General features: G+C 70.6%; 19 protein-coding genes and 1 tRNA gene. 12 read left to right on the top strand and 8 right to left on the bottom strand.

Annotated elements, in window-relative coordinates:
* Positions 1–60: 60 nt before the first annotated feature.
* On the top strand, positions 61–609 hold the full coding sequence (locus ACFRIC_RS29005) for a hypothetical protein (RefSeq protein WP_382791581.1): 549 nt from the start codon (positions 61–63) through the stop codon (positions 607–609).
* A 114-nt stretch (positions 610–723) separates the two neighbouring features.
* Positions 724–1,194, top strand: coding sequence for a large conductance mechanosensitive channel protein MscL (gene mscL, locus ACFRIC_RS29000; RefSeq protein WP_382791578.1), 471 nt, complete (start codon positions 724–726; stop codon positions 1,192–1,194).
* 94 nt (positions 1,195–1,288) lie between these two features.
* On the opposite strand, the gene ACFRIC_RS28995 is transcribed toward mscL, so the two are convergent.
* Positions 1,289–1,471, bottom strand: coding sequence for a hypothetical protein (locus ACFRIC_RS28995; RefSeq protein WP_355759474.1), 183 nt, complete (start codon positions 1,469–1,471; stop codon positions 1,289–1,291).
* A 103-nt stretch (positions 1,472–1,574) separates the two neighbouring features.
* Here ACFRIC_RS28995 and ACFRIC_RS28990 point away from each other — a divergent pair, with 103 nt between their 5' ends.
* The 3 genes from ACFRIC_RS28990 to ACFRIC_RS28980 all read left to right on the top strand — a co-directional run bounded on the left by ACFRIC_RS28990 (position 1,575) and on the right by ACFRIC_RS28980 (position 4,861).
* Positions 1,575–2,816 carry a low temperature requirement protein A gene (locus tag ACFRIC_RS28990; protein WP_382791575.1) on the top strand — a complete coding sequence of 414 codons (1,242 nt, stop codon included), beginning with the start codon at positions 1,575–1,577 and terminating at the stop codon, positions 2,814–2,816.
* Positions 2,806–3,855, top strand: a complete 1,050-nt coding sequence (locus tag ACFRIC_RS28985; RefSeq protein WP_382791573.1) for a P1 family peptidase — start codon at positions 2,806–2,808, stop codon at positions 3,853–3,855. The genes ACFRIC_RS28990 and ACFRIC_RS28985 overlap by 11 nt, the downstream gene beginning before the upstream one ends.
* A 256-nt stretch (positions 3,856–4,111) precedes the next feature.
* The gene (locus tag ACFRIC_RS28980) at positions 4,112–4,861 is read left to right on the top strand and encodes a DUF6227 family protein (RefSeq protein WP_382791570.1); all 750 of its coding nucleotides are present in this window, start codon (positions 4,112–4,114) and stop codon (positions 4,859–4,861) included.
* 121 nt (positions 4,862–4,982) lie between these two features.
* Here the strand turns inward: ACFRIC_RS28980 and ACFRIC_RS28975 are convergent, their stop codons facing one another.
* On the bottom strand, positions 4,983–6,596 hold the full coding sequence (locus ACFRIC_RS28975; RefSeq protein WP_382791568.1) for an MFS transporter: 1,614 nt from the start codon (positions 6,594–6,596) through the stop codon (positions 4,983–4,985).
* 62 nt (positions 6,597–6,658) lie between these two features.
* On the opposite strand from ACFRIC_RS28975, the gene ACFRIC_RS28970 reads away from it, so the two are divergent.
* Positions 6,659–7,642, top strand: a complete 984-nt coding sequence (locus tag ACFRIC_RS28970) for a helix-turn-helix transcriptional regulator (protein ID WP_382791565.1) — start codon at positions 6,659–6,661, stop codon at positions 7,640–7,642.
* Between the two features lie 577 nt (positions 7,643–8,219).
* Here the strand turns inward: ACFRIC_RS28970 and ACFRIC_RS28965 are convergent.
* The gene (locus ACFRIC_RS28965) at positions 8,220–9,218 is read right to left on the bottom strand and encodes an RNA polymerase sigma factor RpoD/SigA (protein WP_382791563.1); all 999 of its coding nucleotides are present in this window, start codon (positions 9,216–9,218) and stop codon (positions 8,220–8,222) included.
* Positions 9,219–9,388: 170 nt separating this feature from the next.
* Between ACFRIC_RS28965 and ACFRIC_RS28960 the strand changes: the two genes are divergently transcribed.
* On the top strand, positions 9,389–9,913 hold the full coding sequence (locus ACFRIC_RS28960; protein ID WP_382791560.1) for a GNAT family N-acetyltransferase: 525 nt from the start codon (positions 9,389–9,391) through the stop codon (positions 9,911–9,913).
* Positions 9,914–9,948: 35 nt separating this feature from the next.
* Here the strand turns inward: ACFRIC_RS28960 and ACFRIC_RS28955 are convergent, their stop codons facing one another.
* Positions 9,949–10,755: a dioxygenase gene (locus tag ACFRIC_RS28955; protein ID WP_382791557.1), complete on the bottom strand. Its 807-nt coding sequence runs from the start codon at positions 10,753–10,755 to the stop codon at positions 9,949–9,951.
* 136 nt (positions 10,756–10,891) lie between these two features.
* Here ACFRIC_RS28955 and ACFRIC_RS28950 point away from each other — a divergent pair, with 136 nt between their 5' ends.
* Positions 10,892–11,401 (top strand): MarR family winged helix-turn-helix transcriptional regulator, encoded by a 510-nt coding sequence (locus tag ACFRIC_RS28950; RefSeq protein WP_382791554.1) that lies wholly within the window; start codon positions 10,892–10,894, stop codon positions 11,399–11,401.
* 280 nt (positions 11,402–11,681) lie between these two features.
* On the opposite strand, the gene ACFRIC_RS28945 is transcribed toward ACFRIC_RS28950, so the two are convergent.
* Positions 11,682–13,226 carry an MFS transporter gene (locus ACFRIC_RS28945; RefSeq protein WP_382791551.1) on the bottom strand — a complete coding sequence of 515 codons (1,545 nt, stop codon included), beginning with the start codon at positions 13,224–13,226 and terminating at the stop codon, positions 11,682–11,684.
* Positions 13,227–13,496: 270 nt separating this feature from the next.
* Positions 13,497–14,141 (bottom strand): TetR/AcrR family transcriptional regulator, encoded by a 645-nt coding sequence (locus tag ACFRIC_RS28940; protein WP_382791548.1) that lies wholly within the window; start codon positions 14,139–14,141, stop codon positions 13,497–13,499.
* A gap of 632 nt (positions 14,142–14,773) precedes the next feature.
* Here ACFRIC_RS28940 and ACFRIC_RS28935 point away from each other — a divergent pair.
* From ACFRIC_RS28935 to ACFRIC_RS28920, 4 genes are all read left to right on the top strand, one after another.
* Positions 14,774–16,048 (top strand): M6 family metalloprotease domain-containing protein, encoded by a 1,275-nt coding sequence (locus ACFRIC_RS28935; protein ID WP_382791545.1) that lies wholly within the window; start codon positions 14,774–14,776, stop codon positions 16,046–16,048.
* Positions 16,049–16,514: 466 nt separating this feature from the next.
* On the top strand, positions 16,515–18,230 hold the full coding sequence (locus ACFRIC_RS28930) for an IclR family transcriptional regulator C-terminal domain-containing protein (RefSeq protein ID WP_382792066.1): 1,716 nt from the start codon (positions 16,515–16,517) through the stop codon (positions 18,228–18,230).
* 142 nt (positions 18,231–18,372) lie between these two features.
* Positions 18,373–19,080: a ScbR family autoregulator-binding transcription factor gene (locus tag ACFRIC_RS28925; RefSeq protein ID WP_382791543.1), complete on the top strand. Its 708-nt coding sequence runs from the start codon at positions 18,373–18,375 to the stop codon at positions 19,078–19,080.
* Between the two features lie 96 nt (positions 19,081–19,176).
* Positions 19,177–19,249: transfer RNA gene (locus ACFRIC_RS28920), tRNA-Arg, on the top strand.
* A 94-nt stretch (positions 19,250–19,343) separates the two neighbouring features.
* Here the strand turns inward: ACFRIC_RS28920 and ACFRIC_RS28915 are convergent.
* Positions 19,344–20,546 (bottom strand): tyrosine-type recombinase/integrase, encoded by a 1,203-nt coding sequence (locus ACFRIC_RS28915; RefSeq protein WP_382792063.1) that lies wholly within the window; start codon positions 20,544–20,546, stop codon positions 19,344–19,346.
* Positions 20,527–21,144 carry a helix-turn-helix domain-containing protein gene (locus tag ACFRIC_RS28910; protein ID WP_382791540.1) on the bottom strand — a complete coding sequence of 206 codons (618 nt, stop codon included), beginning with the start codon at positions 21,142–21,144 and terminating at the stop codon, positions 20,527–20,529. The genes ACFRIC_RS28915 and ACFRIC_RS28910 overlap by 20 nt, the downstream gene beginning before the upstream one ends.
* Between the last annotated feature and the right edge of the window lie 43 nt (positions 21,145–21,187).

Below are 21,187 nucleotides of genomic sequence, written 5' to 3'. Positions count from 1 at the left end.
AAGCCGGTCCGTCGTGGCCGGTCCCTCGCAGCCGGTCCCTCGTCACAGGTGGTGGTCACCATGGCACAGCGCTCACGACACATCCGCCCGCCGGGCGCGGACACACCCCCGACGTGCGAGGTGCCGCAGTTCGCGCCCGTCCGGGTGCGGGGCGGGCGGTTCCGGCCCCGGCTCCGGCCCTTCGCCCGGCACAGGCGGCGGGCGGTCGCCGCGGGCCTGGCCATGACGGCGGCCGCGCTCGTGGCCGCCGGTCCGGGCGACACCGGGCGGGCGCGCGGCCATCCGGCGTCCACGCCCTCCGCGTCCGCCTCCACCACGGTCCCCCCATCCGTACGCGGGCCCGGCCCGGTGGAGACGGTGAGGGCGCCGGTCCGGATCGCGGACGGAGACGCGGCACGCCTGCTGCGCCCCGGCGACCGGGTCGACGTGGTCGCGGCGGACGAGGGCGGCGACGTGCGGGTGGTCGCGGCCGGGGCACGGGTCAGCGGGGTGCCGGACGCCGTCACGACCGGCACCGGAGCGCTGGTCGTCCTCTCCGTCCCCCGCGCGACGGCCGTGCGGCTGGCCGGCGCGGGCACCACGTCACGACTGGCGGTGACCCTGCGATGACCACCGAAACCGTGTCAAGTCTCTCGATCGAGCTACCCAGTTGGACAGGCCCGGAACACCCTGCCGTAGGTTGCGGAGCTGTTTGTTCCACAACCCGTGCGGAGGGGCCTCCTAGTGAGCGACAACAAGCAGCCCGGCGTCTGGGAGGGCTTCAAGGCCTTCCTGATGCGCGGCAACGTCATCGACCTGGCCGTCGCCGTGGTCATCGGCGCGGCCTTCACCAACATCGTCAACGCCGTGGTGAAGGGCGTCATCAACCCGATGGTGGGCGCTGTCGGTACGAAGGACCTCGACAACTACACCTCCTGCATCGAGAGCCCCTGCACCGGCACCGGAGCGAACGCCACGGGCATCCGGATCATGTGGGGCTCGGTGCTGGGCGCCTCGCTCAGCTTCCTGATCACCGCCAGCGTCGTCTACTTCCTGATGGTGCTGCCGATGTCCAAGTTCCTGGCCCGGCAGGCGGCCCGCCAGAAGGCGAAGGAAGGCGCGAAGGAGGTCCTCGAGGTCTCCGAGCTGGAGGTGCTCAAGCAGATCCGCGACGAGCTGGTCGCCCAGCGCGGTCAGGGACGCCGCGAGTACTGACGGCGAGGCCGTGGGCGCGTGCCCGGGAACTCGGCCGGCGGTGCCGGCGGACCGGGGCGCGCCCGTCCCGGGGCGAGAGCGCCCGGAGCCGGGCTCAGATGTGGTGGGGCGGCTTCTCGTCGAGGAAGCGCTTCAGGTCGGCGGCGCTGTCACCGGTGCTGTCGGCCCGCTCGCCCCACCCACGGTCCGTATCGTCCGAGGACTGCTGGTTCAACGGATCGTCGAAGACCAGTGCGGGCTTCGGATCGCGCGGTTCGGGGGCGGGGGCGGGACTCATGCCCCAAGGGTACGCCGCGGGGGTGCGGGGCCACCCCGGCCGGCCCGTCGCTTGTGAAGGCATTCACAAGAATTTCCGGCGCTTTTCTGCTGTGCTTGGCCCTATGACCTCCCGTTCCGCTCCGGAATCCGCCTCGACACCACGGTCCGCCGGCCACTGGCCGCTGCGCAGAATGACGGCCCGCGGCCGGGACGAGGCGCACCGGGTCGCGTCGCCGCTGGAGCTCCTGTTCGACCTGTGTTTCGTGGTCGCCATCGCCCAGGCGGGCGCCGAGCTGGTGCACGCCGTGGCCGAGGGGCACGCCGGTCAGGGCATCCTCGACTACGCGATGATCTTCTTCGCCATCTGGTGGGCGTGGATGAACTTCAGTTGGTTCGCCTCGGCCTACGACAACGACGACGTGCTGTACCGGGTGGTCACGCTGGTGCAGATCGCCGGCGTCCTGGTGCTCGCGGCCGGGGTGTCGAAGGCGTTCGAGAGCCACGACTTCCTGGTGGTCTGGCTCGGCTACGCGATCATGCGGTTCGCGATGATCGCGCAGTGGCTGCGGGTGGCCCGGTCCACCGAGGGGACCGAGAGAACGGCGGCCCTGCGGTACGCGGGCGGCGTGCTGCTCTGCCAGATCGGCTGGCTGGGCCTGCTGATCACACCGGAAGGCGGCCGCCCGTGGGTCTTCCTCGTGGTGGCCCTCGCCGAACTGTGCGTCCCGCTGTTCGCGGAGAAGGACTTCACCACGTCCTGGCATCCGCACCACATCGCCGAGCGGTACGGACTGTTCACGATCATCGTGCTCGGCGAGACGATCGCCGCCGCCACTGTCGCGGTGAAGTCGGCCGTCGACGAGCACGACGCGCTGGGCGAGCTGCTCCCCATCGCCGCGGGCGGCCTGCTGATCGTGTTCTCCGCCTGGTGGATCTACTTCGTGGTGCCGATCCACGGCCATCTGCGGTCCAACGGCCAGGCCTTCCTGTGGGGGTACGGCCACTATCTGATCTTCGCGTCGGCCGCCGCGATCGGTGCGGGTCTGGAGGTCGCGGTGGAGCAGACGGTCGGCACGGCGCACATCTCCGCGCTCTCGGCGTCCGCCGCGGTGACACTGCCGACCGCCCTGTACTTCCTCGCCGTCTGGGTCCTGCACTCCCGCTATTTCAAGGTCGGCATCGCCCAGCAGCTCGTGCTGCCGACCACGGCGCTGCTCGTCATCCTGTGCACCTTCCTGGGCGACTGGGCGGTCCTCTCCGCCGGGATCGTCTCCGCCCTGTCCGTGGCGGTCGGGGTGGTGATGACGACACGGACGGCGACGCGGGAAGCGGCGGCCGGGGAAGACTGGGCGCATGACAGTTGACGCTCTGACGGATGTCGTGGGTCTGCGGGTGGGGCACGCGACGCGCAGCGGAAACGGGTGGCTCACGGGGACGACCGTGGTGCTCGCTCCCGAGGGAGGCGTGATCGCCGCCGTGGACGTGCGCGGCGGCGGGCCCGGCACCAAGGAGACGGACGCGCTCGACCCGCGCAACCTCGTGCAGAAGGTCGAGGCGGTCGTACTGACCGGGGGCAGCGCCTACGGGCTGGACTCGGCGTCGGGCGTGATGGCGTGGCTGGAGGAACGGGGCCGCGGGGTGCGGGTGGGGCCGGACCCGACGCACGTCGTGCCCGTCGTGCCGGCCGCCTGCGTCTTCGACCTCGGGCGCGGTGGTGACTTCCGGTCGCGGCCGGACGCCTCCACCGGACGCGCTGCGGTCGAGGCCGCCGACGCGAGTGCGGTGCGGGCGCCGGTGGGCGAGGGCGGCGTGGGAGCCGGTACGGGCGCGGTGGTCGGGGGGCTCAAGGGCGGGGTCGGGACGGCGAGCGCCGTGCTGGAGTCCGGTGTCACGGTGGCCGCGCTGGTGGTGGCGAACGCGGTGGGCTCGGTGGTGGAGCCGCAAACGGGGGCGCTGTACGGGGAGTTGGCGCGAGGGCGTACGGCGGGTCCGTCGGCCGCGGTGCGCGAGGCGGCCCGACTGCGGCTCGCGGAGGCCGCCGCGCGCAACGCGCCGCCGCCACTGAACACCACACTCGCCGTCGTCGCCACCGACGCCGCGCTGACGCGGGCGCAGGCGCAGAAGCTCGCGGGCACGGCACACGACGGGATCGCGCGCGCCGTGCGGCCGGTGCATCTGCTGAACGACGGGGACACCGTGTTCGCGCTGGCCACGGGCGACAGGGCGCTCGACGCCGGGAACCCCTTGGCGCTCAACGAGATCCTCGCGGCGGGCGCGGACCTGGTGACGCGCGCGATCGTGCGGGCCGTACGCGCGGCGGAGCCGGTGGACGGGCCGGGCGGAGCGTGGCCGTCGTACGAAGAGCTGTACGGGGAGGGCGGGTTGGGGAACCGGACGTCGTAGCGCCCTGGAACTGGTGCGGCAAGGGCGCCTTGCAGGACAATGGACGCGACGGGCCGGAACCTTTCGCGGGGCGCGTGGACCGCTGGAAGTGCCGTCCGACGAGGGCTTTTTGACGAACTGACGGGCCGCCGGGGAACTGACCGAACGGTCCGCCCGTTTTCCGTCCGTACGTTTTCTCGGTTCGCGGACATGATGTCCGACCGAGGGGCTACGGTATGCACCCACAAGGTGACATGCAGCAACGCCGGGAGAAACCTTGAGCGTTCCGTACGAGACAGCAGCGTACGAACCACCCGAGTCGCCCGAGTCTCCGGAGGAGCATCTCGCACGACTTCTGGGCCGCGCCCTGAACTCGTTCGAGCTGCCCGACGAGGCGATACGGCGGCTCGACTGCGCGCTGGCGCACGACAGCTCGCTGCACTCCGCGCACCACAGCGCGGGGCTGCACCGGGAGACGTACCGGCACACCTGGCTGCTCGCCGACGGTTCCACCGTCACGCTGTGGGAGCTGGTGCACAACACGGCGGCCGGCCACGACGCCCAGCACGAGGTCTACGTCGACGAGGAGGAGCTGCGCACGGCCACGGCCCGGCTCCCGCTTCCGCCGGACGCGCCGGACTTCGAGCTGCCGGTGTTCGTGCAGTTGTCGTCGGTCCCCGAGCCGCGTCACACCTATGTGCCCGACGACTCCGCCGATCACGCGCGCCGGCTCCTGCGGCGGGCGGAGAATCCGGACCGTCCCGGCGCAGACCTCACCTCGCTGCTGCTGCGGGAGGCGTTCGCGCACCAGATCACGCAGGCCTTCGGACGCCCTTGCCGTGCGGGGCAGGCGGGGCTGTGCTTCTCGCTCTACGAGCACGCGTTCCTGCTGCGCGACGGGCAGGAGATCTCCCTGTGGGAGGTCGAGCACACGGCGACACCGGACCGGCGGCACATGTGCGAGGTGTACGCGAGCGAGGACGCGGCCCGGGACGCGATGGAGCGCCGGGCGGCACGACTGGGCTGACGACGGGGAAGGGCCCGGCACCTGAGGTGCCGGGCCCTTCCCTGTTGCGGACCTCCGCGTCACGTCCTGCGGTCGGCGGCGACCCGGGCAACGCCTCCCCGGGCGCCGCCCGGGACAGGGATCAGCCGACGAACTCCGGCTTCAGATCCTGGCCCGAGCCGTGGTCCTTGTCCTGCTTCTGACCCGCGCCCTGGTCCTGGCCCGCGTCCTCGCCCCGGCCCTGGCCGGCGTCCTGGGCTTCCGTCTCGTCCTGTGCGCCTTCCAGGTGCTGGGCCGGGCGCTTCGGCAGGGCGAACATCAGCAGGAAGATGACGGCCAGCACGGCGGCGACCCAGCCCAGCGCGTACTGGAAGGCGTCCACGAAGGCCGGGCCCACCTGGGTGCGGGTCAGCCGGTCGGGGATCTCGCCGAAGAAGAGGACCGAGACCAGGCCGAGGCCGAGCGCGTTGCCCATCTGCTGCACGGTGTTGATCAGACCCGAGGCCGAACCCGAGTGCTCACGCGGGACGTCGGAGAGCACGGCGTCGGTCAGCGGCGCGACGATGAAGCCCATGCCCGCGCCCATGACCACCAGCGGGAGGGCCATCTGCCAGGAGGCGATGCCCATGCCGTAGCGGTCGGACTCCCAGATGTAGAGCAGGACGCCGAGCGCCATGATCAGGGCGCCCGCCTGGAGCACCTTGCGTCCGAAGCGCGGGACCAGAAGCTGCACGGACATGCCCGCCGCCGCCGAGACCGCGATCGAGAACGGCACCCCGGTCAGGCCCGCCCGCAGCGGGCGCCAGCCCAGTCCGATCTGCATGTACAGCGTCCAGACCAGGAAGAAGATGCCGAGCGAGACACCGAAGACGGTCTGCACGGCGATGCCCGCCGCGAAGCTCTTCACCTTGAACAGCGACAGCTCGATCAGCGGTGAACCGTCCCGAGCGGTCTTGCGCTTCTCGTAGGCCACCAGCGCCGCGAAGACCACGAGGGAGCCGGCCATCGACGCGTACCCCCACAGCGGCCAGCCCAGCTCGCGGCCCCGGGTCAGCGGGTAGAGCAGCATGAGCAGGCCGAGCGTGACGAGGGCGACGCCGACCAGGTCGAGCTTGAGGGCCTTCGGGGCCTTGGACTCGCTGATGAAGCGGCGGCCCAGGATCAGCGCGACGATGCCGACGGGCAGGTTGATGAGGAAGATCGGCCGCCATTCCAGACCGAACAGGTTCCACTCGGTGAGCAGCGCGCCGAGGAGCGGGCCCGAGACCGCGCCCAGACCGACGATCGCGCCGAACAGGCCGAAGACCTTGCCGCGCTCGTGCGCCGGGAAGGTGGCGTGCACGATCGACAGGACCTGCGGCACCATCATCGCGGCCATGGCGCCCTGCAGGATGCGCGAGGCGACGAGCATCTCGGGGTTCGCCGCGAAACCGCACAGCGCGGACGCGAGGGTGAAGCCGGCCACGCCGAGGAGGAAGAGCCGCTTGCGGCCGTGAATGTCACCGAGCCGCCCGCCGGTGACGAGTCCCGCGGCGAAGGCCAGCGCGTAGCCCGCGGTGATCCACTGGATCTGGCTGAAGGAGGCGCCCGCGTCCTGCCGGATCGAGGGGATCGCGATGTTGACGATCGTGACGTCGACCAGGTCCATGAAGGCCGCGGTCATGACGATGGCGAGGGCGAACCAGCGGCGTCGGTCGGCCGCGGCGCTTGGTGCCGGGCTGCTGAGAGCTGTCTCAGGGGTCTCGGTGGAGGTCATGCGACAAACCTAGAACCCTATTAGGTCAGATCATGACCTAGTTGTCCGGCACCCTGGAAACCATGACGACCGATACTCCGGCCCGGCTTCTCCAGCTCCTCTCCCTCCTCCAGACGCCCCGCGAGTGGCCCGGCGGCGAGCTGTCCGAGCGTCTCGGGGTGTCCCGCCGTACGGTCCGGCGCGATATCGACCGGCTGCGCGAGCTCGGCTATCCGGTGCAGGCGACCAAGGGCGCCGACGGCGGCTACCGGCTGGTGGCGGGCACGGCGATGCCCCCGCTCGTCCTCGACGACGAGGAGGCCGTCGCGATCGCGGTGGGCCTGCGGGCCGGCGCCGGGCACGCGGTCGAGGGCGTGGACGAGGCCTCCGTACGGGCACTCGCCAAGCTGGAACAGGTGCTGCCGTCCCGGCTGCGTCGCCGCGTGTCCATGCTCCAGGCCGCGACCACCCCCCTGACCAGCGGGGACGGGGCGAGCATCGCCCCCGAGACGCTGACCGTGATGGCGTCGGCCATCGCGGGCACGGAACGGCTGCGGTTCGCCTACCGCTCCGGGGACGGAACACCCTCGCGGCGGCTGACCGAGCCGTACCGGCTGGTCTCCACCGGCCGCCGCTGGTACCTCGTCGCCTACGACGTCGACCGCGACGACTGGCGGACGTTCCGCGTCGACCGGGTGTCCGAACCCTTCGCGACGGGAGCCCGGTTCACACCCCGCGAACTGCCGACGGGGAACGCCGCCGAGTTCCTGCGGCAGTCGATGTACGGGCGCCAGAAGACCTACACGTACGAGGTCACCTTCGCCGCCCCGGCCGAGTTCGTGGCGGCGCGCGTGCCCGCATGGGTCGGCGCGCCCGAGCCGATCGACGAGCGGAGCTGCCGGCTGCGCGCCTCCTCCAGTGACTCGGTGGAATGGCTCGCGGTGCGGATCGCGATGGTCGACTGCGACTTCACGGTACGAGAACCGAGAGAACTTGTGGATTACGTAAGGGAGTTGGGTGCACGGCTGAGCCGGGCGGGGGCCGTGGCGCAGACTGACGGCGCCTGACGGTCGGCCGCACTCCACGGGGGTGGTGACACCCGGTGGACCGTCGGCGACGGCAGGTTATGTCGCTGTGGCAGAATCTGCCATCCGGGTCACCCCGGGGTTCAGGTTCGGGGTGGCCCGCCCCCATGCTGCCCGGAATCCCAGGGGCCCCCTGAAACAAGGGAGTCGAGCTTCGGCGCCAGGGGGGGGAGGCGCCGAAGCTCGACTCTGGGAGAGTCCCGGCGCGGGGGGGGTGAGCGTCGGGACTCGGTTCTGGGGAGCGGCCTGCCTTCGTCCGGTGGGGTTCCGTCCGAGGCTTCCGCTCGGTACTTCCGTTCGGTGCTTCTGTTCGCTTCTTCTGTCGCTTCTTCCGCTCGGACGGGGCCCGAAGCGTGGACCCTGAAGTCTTGTTCCCAGGGCCCGCCGGATTGAAGCGGCCTTACATGGCCATGTCTGGTCGACTTGTGGCCAACGTGGCGGGGGATCCCGTGCGGGGACCGGGCCGGGCGGGTCCGGCGCCGCCGGAGGAGTCGACCCGTACGGCCCACTCACCCCGCCCGCCCGGACCACCCCGTGCGCTCCGGATGTCCCGTCGCCGTTACGCCGCCGCGTCGAATCCGGTGTCGCGCGCCAGCTTCTTCAGTTCGAGCAGGGCGTGCTTCTCGATCTGACGGATGCGCTCGCGCGTCAGCCCGTGCTCCTTGCCGACCTCCGTGAGCGTCCGCTCCCGGCCGTCGTCGATGCCGTACCGCATCTTGATGATGGACGCGGTGCGCTGGTCGAGGTGGCCGATCAGATCGTCCAGCTCCTCGCTGCGCAGCAGGGTGAGCACCGACTGCTCGGGCGACACCGCCGAGGTGTCCTCCAGCAGGTCGCCGAACTGGGTCTCGCCCTCGTCGTCCACCGCCATGTTCAGGGAGACCGGGTCGCGGGCCCAGTCGAGCACGTCGCCGACGCGCTCCGGCGTCGAGCCGAGCTCGGCGGCTATCTCCGCGTGCTCGGGCTCGCGTCCGTTCTCACGGTTGAACTCGCGCTGCACGCGACGGATCCGGCCCAGCTCCTCGACCAGGTGGACGGGGAGGCGGATCGTGCGCGACTGGTCGGCGATGGAGCGCGTGATGGCCTGACGGATCCACCAGGTGGCGTACGTCGAGAACTTGAAGCCCTTGCGGTAGTCGAACTTCTCGACCGCGCGCACCAGGCCGGCGTTCCCCTCCTGGATCAGGTCGAGCAGGGGCAGGCCGCTGCGCGGGTAACGGCGCGCCACGGCGACGACCAGCCGCAGGTTCGAGCGGATGAAGACGTCCTTGGCGCGCTCGCTGTCGGCGACCAGCGCCTCCAGCTCTTCACGGGACGCGTCGGCCTTGGCCTCCGCCTCGCCGTCGAGGATCTGTCGCGCGAACACACCCGCCTCGATGACCTGGGACAACTCGACTTCCTTGGCGGCGTCGAGCAACGGTGTTCGCGCGATCTCGTCGAGGTACATGCCGACCAGGTCGCGGTCGGCGATTTCGCCGCCTCCGGCGCGAACACTGCGTGCCGCGTCGGCGGTCCCGCCGGTGGCGGACTGACGACGGGCGACGGCACGGGTTGCCATGCGTGCTCCCTTGCGTGGTGGGCTTGCGGGTGGTCCCGGACATCCGGTTTTCACCCTCCCGGGTGCCCGGCATCCGATGGAAACAACGACTGGAATCAGGACAGAATTCCCAACCCGCCCCTTGATTTTTCTGATCATGCAGTACCCTGTCGCACCACGCGGGAGGGTCAATGCGGTCAGAACGTACAGATGTGCAGGTCAGGCCGGGAGTCGCAGCCGACCTCGACGCACTCACGGAGCTGTACAACCACTACGTACGTGAGACGCCCATCACGTTCGACACCATCGTCTTCACGCCGGAGGAACGTCGTCCGTGGCTGCTCTCCCACCCTGAAGACGGACCGCACCGCCTGATGGTTGCCACAGAAGCCGATTCACAGGCGATTCTGGGGTACGCGACGTCCAGCGCCTTCCGCGCGAAACCCGCCTACGCGACCTCCGTGGAGGTGACGGTCTACGTGGCCCCGGGCGCCGCGCGCCGTGGCGTCGGCACCCTCCTGTACGAAGCGCTCTTCGAGGCGCTCGCCGGCGAGGACCTGCACCGGGCCTACGCCGGCATCGCGCTGCCCAACGAAGCGTCCGTGCGCCTGCACGAACGCTTCGGGTTCCGGCACGTCGGCACCTACGGGGAGGTCGGCCGCAAGTTCGGCCGCTACTGGGACGTCGCCTGGTACGAGAAGAAGCTCGCCCACTAGGGCGCGCCCGGGCGCGCCCCGGTGGGTCGGCCCGCTCAGCCGAACTGCACCGACCGCTTGGCCATTCCCAGCCAGAATCCGTCGATCACGGACCGCTGCCCGTCGAGCCCGCCGACGGCGTCCGCCGCACCCATGGTCACGAAGAGCGGGGCGAAGTGCTCGGTGCGCGGGTGGGCGAGACGGCCCGCCGGGGACTTGCGCTCGAAGTCGAGCAGCGCGTCCACGTCACCGGCCTCCAGCGCGCGGTGCCCCCAGTCGTCGAACTCGCTCGACCAGGTGGGCACTCCCCCGCCCGTGTGCCTGAGGGCCGCGAGGTTGTGGGTGAAGAAGCCGGAGCCGACGATCAGCACACCCTCGTCGCGCAGCGGCGCCAGCTTCCGCCCGATCTCGAACAGCCGGACCGGGTCGAGCGTCGGCATGGAGATCTGGAGCACCGGGATGTCGGCCTCGGGGAACATCTCCTTCAAGGGGACGTACGCGCCGTGGTCGAGTCCCCGGTCCGGGATGTCCTGCACCGGCGTACCGGGCGCGCGCAGCAGTTTCCGTACGGACTCGGCGAGCGCGGGGGCGCCGGGGGCCGCGTAGGTCACCTGGTAGTAGTGCTCGGGGAAGCCCCAGAAGTCGTAGACGAGAGGGACCGTCTCGATGGCGCCGAGGGCGAGGGGGGCCTCCTCCCAGTGGGCGGAGACCATGAGGATCGCCTTGGGGCGCGGCAGGTCGGCGGACCAGGCGGCGAGCTGGCCGGGCCAGACCGGGTCGTCGGCGAGCGGCGGGGCACCGTGGCTGAGGTAGAGGGCGGGCATGCGCTCCGGTGCGGGGCGCTCCTCGGTGGCGGCTGACATGGCGGCTCCCTCCGGAGAATTCCATCGTACGGCGGCACTGCTTGATCTTTGAAGCAGTTGCTTAAAGTCTCAAGTTCTCAGTCGAGACTACGGCTGCTTTGTTTAAGTTTCAAGGACGAGCTCGTACAGTGGACACATGAACACGGCATCCGCCCCCGCTGAAGAGCCGCGCTGGCTCACCGACGAGGAACAGCGCATCTGGCGCGCGTACATGCACGCCACCACCCTCCTGGAGGACCACCTCGACCGTCAGCTCCAGCGCGACGCGGGCATGCCGCACATCTACTACGGCCTGCTCGTCCAGCTCGGCGAGGCCCCGCAACGCCGGCTGCGGATGACGGAGCTGGCCATGAACGCGAAGATCACCCGCTCGCGGCTCTCGCACGCCGTCGCGCGGCTGGAGAAGAACGGCTGGGTCCGCCGCGAGGACTGCCCGTCCGACAAGCGGGGCCAGTTCGCCGTCCTGACCGACGAGGGCTACGAGGTGCTGAGGCGCACCGCGCCCGGCCATGTCGCCGCCGTACGCCAGGCCCTCTTCGACCGGCTCGGCCCGGACCAGCGGAAGGCTCTCGGCGAGGCCATGCGGATCATCGCCGAAGGGCTCCAGCCGAAGGACGCGGGCGCGGATCTGCCCTGGCTGCGCTAGGGCCTGCCGTCGGGATCGACCGGCGGACACGGGACCGGCCGCCCGCCTCCCCGCGGCGGACACAGGACTGACCGCCCGCCTCCCCGCGGGCGGACACAGGACTGACCGCCCGCCTCCCCGCGGCGGACACAGGATTGACCGCCCGCTCCCCCGCAGCGGACACGGGACTGCCCCGGCTCCCTGTGGTGGGAGCCGGGGCAGTCCCCGGAGTCGTACGGACGAGGCGTCCCCACCCCGCGTCCGTACGCGAAGTACCCGAAGGGAGTCTGCGCCGGGATCGTCAGTGGGCGACGACCGGCACCTTCAGCTCGTCCTCCGCACCCTCGCCCGAGCCGACGACCGCCGAGGCGTCCGGACGGCCGGTGTTGATCAGGGTGAAGGCCAGGCCGGCGGCGACCACGAGGATGCCGACGGCGAACCAGATCGCGTTGCTGTACCCGTGCACCATGCCCTCGGCCTGGACGAGCTGCTGCTGCGCCTTGGTACCGGCGCCCGCCATGTGGTCCTTGATGTAGGCGGTGGTCGCGGAGGCCGCGATCGTGTTCAGCAGGGCCGTACCGATGGCACCGCCGACCTGCTGCGAGGTGTTGACCATCGCCGAGGCGACACCGGCGTCACGCGGCTGGATGCCGTGCGTGGCGAGCGACATGGCCGGCATGAACGCCGTGCCCATGCCGAGACCGAGCAGCAGCATCGCCGGGAGCACCAGGGACGCGTACGACGAGCCGATCTCGAGCTGTGCCAGGAGCAGCATGCCGACGGCGGCGACCAGGAAGCCGGGGCCCATCAGCAGCCGCGGCGCGACGCGGGTCATCAGACGGGCGCCGATCTGCGTGGAGCCCGTGATCATGCCCGCGATCATCGGCAGGAAGGCGAAGCCGGTCGAGATCGGCGAGTAGCCCTTGACGATCTGCAGGTAGTAGGTGAGGAAGAGGAACGTGCCGAACATCGCGATGATCGCGAGGCCGAGGGAGAGGTAGACACCGCCGCGGTTGCGGTCGAGGACCACACGCAGGGGCAGCAGCGGGGCCTTGACCTTGGACTCGGTGAAGACGAACGCGGCCAGCAGCACGGCCGAGGCCACGAACAGGCCGACGGTCAGGGTGTCGCTCCAGCCGTCCGACTCGGCGCGGGTGAACCCGTAGACGAGGGAGACCAGACCGAGGGTGGACAGGACGACGCCCGGGATGTCGAGCGGCGAACGGTTGCGGCCGCCCTTCGGCTCACGGATGACGAAGTACGCGCCGGCCGCGGCGACGATCGCGAACGGGATGTTGACGAAGAAGGTCCAGCGCCAGTTCATGTACTCGGTGAGGACACCGCCGAGGATGAAGCCGACGGCGCCACCGCCACCGGCGATCGCACCGTAGATGCCGAAGGCCTTGGCGCGCTCCTTGGCGTCGGTGAACATCACGGCGAGCAGCGAGAGAGCCGCGGGCGCCAGCAGCGCGCCGAACACACCCTGCAGGGCGCGGGCGCCGAACATCATCGCGCCGCTCTGCGCCGCGCCGCCGAGCGCGGAGGCCGCGGCGAAGCCGACGAGGCCCACGACGAACGCCCGCTTGCGCCCCCAGATGTCGGCGATACGGCCGCCGAACAGGAGCAGACCACCGAAGGCGAGGGCGTAGGCCGTGACGACCCACTGCCGGTTGCCGTCGGAGATCCCCAGGTCCTGCTGGGCCGAGGGCAGGGCGATGTTCACGATGGTGGCGTCGAGCACCACCATCAACTGGGCGAGCGCGATGAAGACGAGCGCCTTCCAGCGGTTGCTGTGCGCGTCGGACGCTGGATCCGGAAGCGCCTTGGACATGCGTGTTTCAGACATGGGGGTACCCACTCCGGGACTTCGTAGCGAAAAAGGCAGTGAAAGGGGACGGCGCGTCGACGGTGACGGCCGGTGGAGCGACACGTGCCGCTCGGGCTGTACGGCTGCTTGAGCTAGGGGCGACGCACGGTGAGTCGCGCGTCGTGCTGGGCGAACGGTGAGCTGTGGATCGCGAATGGTCGGATGCGAACAGGGGTCACGAGTGGTGACCGGTCTCCGGTGCCTGACTCATCGGTCGTCGGCCGACCGGTCACGGCGCCTGCGTGTCGGTCACACTCGTCGCAGTCCCTCCACGGTGGCGGCCACTCCCGGCAGTTCGGAACGGGCCGGGGCCCGCATCCCGTCCAGGAACAGCTGCAGATGACGGTGTACGAATTGGTCGATGCCCTGGCAACCGGTGCCCGGCAGCGGCCTGGTGAGCTGGCTGACGGCGATCATCAGATCGCCCACCTCGACGTCGGGGCGGAGCTGTCCGGCCTCACGGGCGCGGGCCATCAGCCGCTGGATCAGTTCGGTGATCCGGTCGCGCGCGGCGACCAGGTCGGGATGGTTCTGGTCGAAGTTCGCCGAGAGCATCGGGCACAGGGCGCCGATCCGCTCGTCGGCGGCGAAGTGCACGAAGCCGCTCAGCGCCTCGAACGCGTCGCCGTCCACGGCGAGTGCTTCCTCGACCCATTCCGAGGTGCGGTCCATGACCGAGCACACGACCTCGCGGGCGAGGGCGTCCCGGTCGGGGAAGTTGCGGTACACCGTGGCGTTGCCGACACCGGCCCGGCGGGCGATGTCGTCGAACGGCACCTCGGCGCCGAACTCGACGAACATCTCGCGGGCGGCGGCGACGATCCGCTCCCGGTTGCGCAGGGCGTCGGCACGGGGCCGGGCCACTCGGCGCTGCACGGGGGTTGCGGTCTCCACGGCGTACTCCTCGAAGATCTCGGGCCTTGCATACGATCCGGGGATTCGGTCCCCGTTTCGCTCGGACGTATGGCTAAACGGGGAAACGATCCCCGGTTATTTCCCGGACCGGGAAGAGAAAGGTGTGACCTGCGTCACATTCATTCTTTCTCGCCCGCACCCGGGATCCAGCGCGAGGGGCCGTGCCCCGGAACAGCTGAAACTCCCCCGGAGCGCGCCCCCACCCGGGATCCGGCGCGAAGGGCCGCACCCCGGAACGACTGAGACTTCCCCGGAGCGCGCCCGCACCCGGGATCCGGCGCGAGGGGCTGTGCCGGTACATCACATGCCCGTCGCCACCGACGCCCGCCCCTCACCCAACGGCGACGGGCGGATGTACCGGCGCGGCCCCGACCCACCCACCGGCGCGGCCCCACCCCACCCACCGGCCGGACCCGCGACCGCCGCCCGCTCTTGGTTCGCCACCCCACGCACCCACTCACACGCACCCCCACGCGCCCCCGCTTCGCGCCCCTCCCAGGGATGAACCCGATCGGGCTCATTCAGCGCGCGCCCGGCGCGTCGGCGACTCAGGGTGATCGAAAGGGTGCAGTCGGAGACCGGTGGCTGCCGTGGAGCGAAGGGCCCCCCGCATGCAGCCGTCCAGCCGCCGCATACGCCCGCGCCGTGTGGCCGCGCTCGCCACGGTGACCGTGCTGACGCTCGCGGTCAGCACCTCCGCCGGCACCGGGCATCTGACGGCCGGCTCCGCGACGGCGGGCTCCACGGCGCTGGCCCGGTCCACGGCGCTCGGTCCCTGCATGATCAACGGTCCGTCGGACGTCCAGATGGGGGAAGGGATTCCGACCACTCCCGGTTACGCCCGCTCCACCGGCACCCTCCGGGCGCTGACACTGATGGTCGACTTCTCCGACGCCCCCGGCAAGGGCAGCGCCCGTGACCGGTACGACGAGTTCTTCCCGAAGACGCAGGAATGGTTCCGCACCGCCTCCTACGGCCGTCTCGACTATCGCCCCGAGGCCCCCGTCAAGCACTGGCTGCGGATGCCCAAGCCCTTCAAGGCGTACGGGATAGAACGTGGCGCCCCCTTCGACCCCGGCTACCGCGAACTGGTCCAGGACATCGTGGCGACGGCCGATCCCGAGGTCGACTTCCGCTCGTACGACATCCTGAACGTGCTGGTCACACCGAACGCCGGGCCCTCCGCGCTGGACACCGTGCTGTCCGTGACCTTCGCCGGCAACACCGAGGCGCCGGTGGCCGACGGCGTCCCGGTCGCCAACGCGTCCTTCGTCTACAGCCGCCAGGACGACGGCTCGGGTTCCTACGCCGACACCGGCTACCGCGTCCTGCCGCACGAGAACGGCCACACTTTCGGCCTGCCCGACCTCTACACCCAGGACGGCGGCGGCGCGGTCGGGCACTGGGACATCATGAGCGAGGACTGGGGGGCCGACAACGACCTGCTCGGCTGGCACAAGTGGAAGCTCGGCTGGCTCGACGCCTCCCAGGTCGCCTGCGCGGCGACCCCGGGCACCAGCGAGTACACGCTGACCCCGCTGGCCCGGAAGGGCGGCGTCAAGCTCGTCGTCATACCCTCCGGCACCCACAGCGGGTACGTCCTCGAACTGCGCACCCGCGCGGGGAACGACGACGCCGTCTGCCGTCCCGGCATCCTCATCTACAAGGTCGACGCGGACGTGGACACCGGGAACGGTCCCGTCACCGTGTACGACTCCCGCCGCGACAGCGGAGGGTGCACCCGCTCACCGAACGTCCAGGCGGAACTCTCCGACGCGCCCTTCTCTCCCGGCGAGACCTTCAAGGCCCCCCACGGCGGGCCTACCGTCCAGGTCGCGGCGGCGGACTCGGCGGGGAGGTACCGGGTGTATGTGACGCGCCGCTGACGGCTCGCGGGCGCCGCGTAGCGGGGCGGATCGCGGGGCAGGCCAGCCGGAGAAGCGTGTTCGGCGGCGGACCGGCACCCTCGTCGACGCCCGTTCCGGGAAGCGGCCGACACCCGTGGCGGGAAGCGACCGGCGCCCGAACCGGGAGGCGGCCGACCTGCTGCGACGGGCGGGCAGCACTACCGTGGCTTTCCTGAGATCCACACGGTGACTCATCCGAGATCCGCCGCACGGTGACTCCTCCGAGAGCCCCACCGGAGAACCCATGCCATCAAGCTCCCTGCCATCAGGCTCCAGGTCATCCGACTCCCGGTCATCCGACTCCCGGTCATCAGGCTCCGGGGTATCAGGCTCCGGGTCATCGAGCCCCACATCGCCGCGGCCGCACGCGGCTCCTTCGCCTGCCACGCCGTCGGACCGGGCTTCGACCGGGGCGGAAGCGCCGGAGGAGGCGGTCACACCGCTCATCCGCGGGATCGCCGTCCTGCGGAGGCTGACCGAGGCGGACGGTTCGGCCAGTCTCAGCGGACTCGAACGGGCCACCGGGCTCGCGCGGTCCACCGTCGACCGGATCACGGCGACGCTGGCACGCATGGGCTATCTACGCCTCGACGGCCGGGACGCCGTACTGGCCCCGCGCCTGGCGGAACTCGGCAACGCCTACCTCGCCGCGCTCCGCCTCCCCCGCGTCCTGGACCCGCACGCCGACGCCCTCGCCGACGAGCTCGACGAGTCGGTGTCCCTCGCCGTCCGCGACCGGGACGGCGTCCGCTTCATCCATCAGGCGACCCGGCGCCGCGCGATGTCGCTGAGCTTCCGCATCGGCGACCTGCTCCCCGCCGAACGCACCGCTCCGGGACCGCTGTTCGCGTCCGAGTGGAGCGAGGAGGACTGGACGCGCTGGCGGGAGCGCCGCGCGGCAGACCCGGAGGACCGCGGCTTTCCGGCCGTACCCGCGCGGAGCAGACCGTACGACGGAGGGGCGGCCGTCTCCGCGCTGCCCGCCTCGCAACGCCCCACCGTAGGTGACGACTTCGAGCAACGGACGGCCGACGCGGCGCGGGCAGGCTGGGCGTTGGACGACCAGCTCGTCGAACCGGGCCTCGTCGCGCTCTCGATGCCTGTACGGGAGGCGGGACGGATCGCCTGCGTGGTGAACGTCGTGAGCCACACGAGCCGGCACAGCGCATCCGAACTGCGGGACGCCCTGCTGCCACGGCTACGGACGGCGGTGGCCGAGATGGAACGGGCACTGGCGCAGGACGAAGCGGGGAGCGCGACCGCCACCGATGCCGTTACTGACGCCAGTGCCGTCAATGCCGCCACCGAGATCACTGCCACCCCCCTCCCCTCGCCCCCTTCCGGACTCGCCGACTGGACCGGCGCCTCCAAGCAGGAACTGGGACGGGAGTTCATCGAGTCGCTGGCGCGGGGCCTGACCGTGATCACCGCCTTCGGCGAGGGCCGCGGCGAACTGACCCTCACCGCGGTGACCCAGGCGACCGGGCTCCCCCGCGCGACCGCTCGCCGCGCCCTGATCACCCTGGAGCACCTGGGTTACGTCACCGCGCACGACCGCGTCTTCCGCCTCACCCCGCGTGTCCTGGGGCTCGGCTTCCCGCCACTCTCACGGACGACGCTCCCCGAGATCGCGGCCCCACACCTGACCGAACTCTCCCAGCGGCTGCGCGACTCGGTGTCGCTCGCGGTGCTGACGGGCGACGAGATCCAGTACACCGGGCACGTGTCGACCCGAGGCATCATGAGCGTCCGCGTGACCGTCGGCACGCGGCAGCCCGCGTACGCCACCTCCCTGGGGCGGGCGATCCTGGCCGATCTCCCGGTGGCCCGGGCGATGGAGGCGACGGCCGGAGCGCGCGGGCCCGTCACGGGGCGGACCGGCATGGACCCGGAGCGGTTCAGGGCCGAACTGGACCGGGTTCGCACCACCGGATACGCGCTGATCGAAGAGGAGTTGGAGCAGGGACTGCGCTCCGTCGCCGTCCCGGTGCGGGACCGCGCGGGACGGACCGTGGCCGCGGTGAACGTCGCCATGCACAGCAGCCGCCGTACCGCGGAGGCGTGCGTGAGCGAGGTGCTGCCCGAGCTGCGGGAGACGGCGAGACGCATCGAGGCGGACCTGCACATCGCGGCACGCTTCCGCCGCGTACCAAGAACCTGACCTCCACCCCAGACCGAAACACCCCTCCCTCTCCTTCACCCTTCAACCACCCCTGGATTCAAGGGAGTTACTGCCTGGCGTGAAGATGATCTGCGCGGGGGAGGCCCCGTTGACAGATCCAAAAGCAGGTTTCTAGCGTCGCTTGCGGCAGGACGAACAGCAGCCGAACGACAAGGAGCGTCCGGGTGGTCGCGTCGTGGTGAAGCAGGAGAGGTCCGAGCGGACCAGGCGCAACCTGATCCGGGCCGCCTCGGCCGTGTTCGACCGGTCCGGCTACGAACGGGCCACCCTGTCCGCGATCAGCGAGCGGGCACAGGTCACCAAGGGCGCGCTGTTCTTCCACTTCGCGGCCAAGTCCGATCTGGCCCGGGCCGTGCAGACGCAGGCCTGCGTGACGTCGGGGGCCGCGCTGGAGAAGCTGGCGCGGCGCGAGACGCCGGCGTTCGAGACAGCCACCGCCATGGCGCACACGCTCGTCGACCTCCTGGAAACCGACATGACCGTCCGGGCGGGGGCACGTCTGGCCCAGGAGATCAGGACTCCCGACGACCCCGCCCTGCACTGTCACGTCAACTGGCTCGGCGCCCTGCACGAGATCCTGGCCCGGGCCAGGGAGGACGGCTCGCTGCTCCGCGACGTCGACGTCCGCGCGGCGGCGGTGCTGATGCTGTCCATGATCACCGGCACGACGACCCTCCCCCGCCTCCCCGCCGCCGCCCGCCCCCCTCGCCCACGACACACCTCGGCCCCCGTTTTCCCTCCCCGTTCCCCCCAGGAGACGGGCGCCCTGTGGCTGACCCGCATGCTCCACCTGACCCGCCCGGCCCTCTCGAACCTCCCGGCCAACTGACCCGACCCCACCCCGCCCCACCTGCACGAACGGGAACCTTCCCAGCCCCCACCCGGTATCCGCTACGCTAGCTACCGGATCGCACACGATCCGCACGCCTTCGTAGCTCAGGGGATAGAGCACCGCTCTCCTAAAGCGGGTGTCGCAGGTTCGAATCCTGCCGGGGGCACAGCACAGTTCGTGCAGGTCACGGGCTAGATCATGAGACTGGCCCCGGGGGGTGATCCCCGGGGCCAGTACACATTTAGTACACCTGGATTTGGTCACCCGACCGGCGCGATTGCCGCTCTCAGCTTTGTCAGAGCGGCAGAACGGCCCGCATCGAGGACGTCTGCCACCTCGTCCAACCGGTCCGGCCACAGGTGCCCGTACACGTCAAGCGTCATCGCCGCCGACTTGTGGCCCAACATCAGTTGGACGACTTTGACGTCCGCCCCGGCGCTGATCGCCAGCGAGGCGGCCGTATGACGCAACTTGTGAGGTGTCAGGTCGAGTCCGTCGAGTCCGGCCGCGATCACCGCCTTGTCCCAGTCTCGACGTCGGAAGTTCGGGTACCGCATTGGCCCGCCCTCAGGAGCGGTGAAGACCAGGGCATCCCTAGGGCGGCCGGCGACCAGGGGCCGCAGCTCCTCGGCGAACGAGCGTGGGAGCGGCACGGACCGCTTCTCGTGGTTCTTCACGGGGCCCAGTTCGAGGTGCCCGTCGATGTCGGAGTACGCCTGCAAGATTCGTATCCGGCGGTCGTCCAGTTGCGTGCGGCCGACCTTGATGGCGATGGCCTCGCCCCACCGAATCCCGGTGTACCCGAGCGTCCTGACGAACGTCTGGTAGCGGCCGGCCTGGTCAGCCAGAGTCTCCAGCTGCTCGTGAGTCAGATAGACGTGGTCGTCCTGATCGTCGTTGCGAGGCAGGTCGTGGTCGTGGCACGGACTGACCGCGACTCGATGGGTCTTGACCGCGTGTTTCATGACGCTACTGAGTACGTAGTACGTCTTCTTGATCCGGTCAGGCCCGAGTGGTGCCCCACGCTTCCCCGGGGTGTTGCACAGCTCGGTGACCCACGCGTCGACGTCTGCCCACTGGACCGCACCGACCTGCCAGTCACCCCACTTCGGGATCACGTACAGGTCGAGCAGCTCCCGGTAGTCGTCTTTGGTTCGCCGGCCCTGCTTCCGGAGCGACCCGTGCCATTCGTCGGCGATCAGTCGCACGGCCGCTTTGGCTGACTGGGGATCTCGGTACGAGCCCTTGTCGAGCTTCTGCAGTAGGGCCTGCTGCTCGGCTTCGGCCTGCGGGACCGTCCGGCACGTCTTGGCCTTCGGTAGTCCGTCGGGCCCGTACCAGCGGACGCGCCAGCGGCCTGGTGGCTGCCGCTTGCTGCCCTGCTTCTTGGCGGCCTGCCACTTCTCCACAGCCTGTTGATAGTCGGCGTGGTTGGCGCGGTCCTCAATCCACACTCGGGGCATCTCCACCCCCGAACACCCTCTGCACCCAAAGGCGCGTGAACATCTCGGGGTCGACCTTCTCGCCGGCCTCCCGCTCGATCTGCAAGCGGTCCTTCTCGATCTGCGCCTTCACCTCGTCGGACAGCTGCAGCACGCCTGTCGCTGCGCCCTTCACGTTGTAGCCGACGTGGTCCGAAAGCCACTGCGGCATGCCGTACAGGCGGTGCTCCGCCAGCTGTGTGCGCTCGTGCTCAGGAGTGGTGCGGAGCGGCAGCCGGCCGATGCCCCACTCCCAGGCCCGAAGGGCGTCAACCGTCCCCCCTCCGGTGATCTCGACGGAGGTCTCCGCTGTTGTGGTGAGCGGCAGCAGGAGGGACACCGGGGAGACGCCGAAGACTGCGGCGAGGGCCACAAGGTCATCGACCGTGACGACGCGGTCGCCCTTCTCCATACGGGTGATCCCCGAGGGAGAGACCGACCGGCCCTTGCGCTCCAACTCGGTGGCCAGCTGGCGCGTGCTGTAGCCGCGGACCTTACGGAGTCGCGCCAGGTTGTCGGCCACGGTCTTGCCGGTGGGGCCTACCTCGACGGCTCGGCGGCCGTACTGCTGATCGCTCATGTCGGCAAGCCTATGCGGCAGCAAGCCTCTTGCGTATCGGCTG

It is taken from the genome of Streptomyces sp. NPDC056738, from assembly GCF_042790435.1.
In the GTDB taxonomy this organism is placed as follows: Bacteria; Actinomycetota; Actinomycetes; order Streptomycetales; family Streptomycetaceae; genus Streptomyces.
This window is presented reverse-complemented; position numbering and strand designations above follow the sequence as displayed.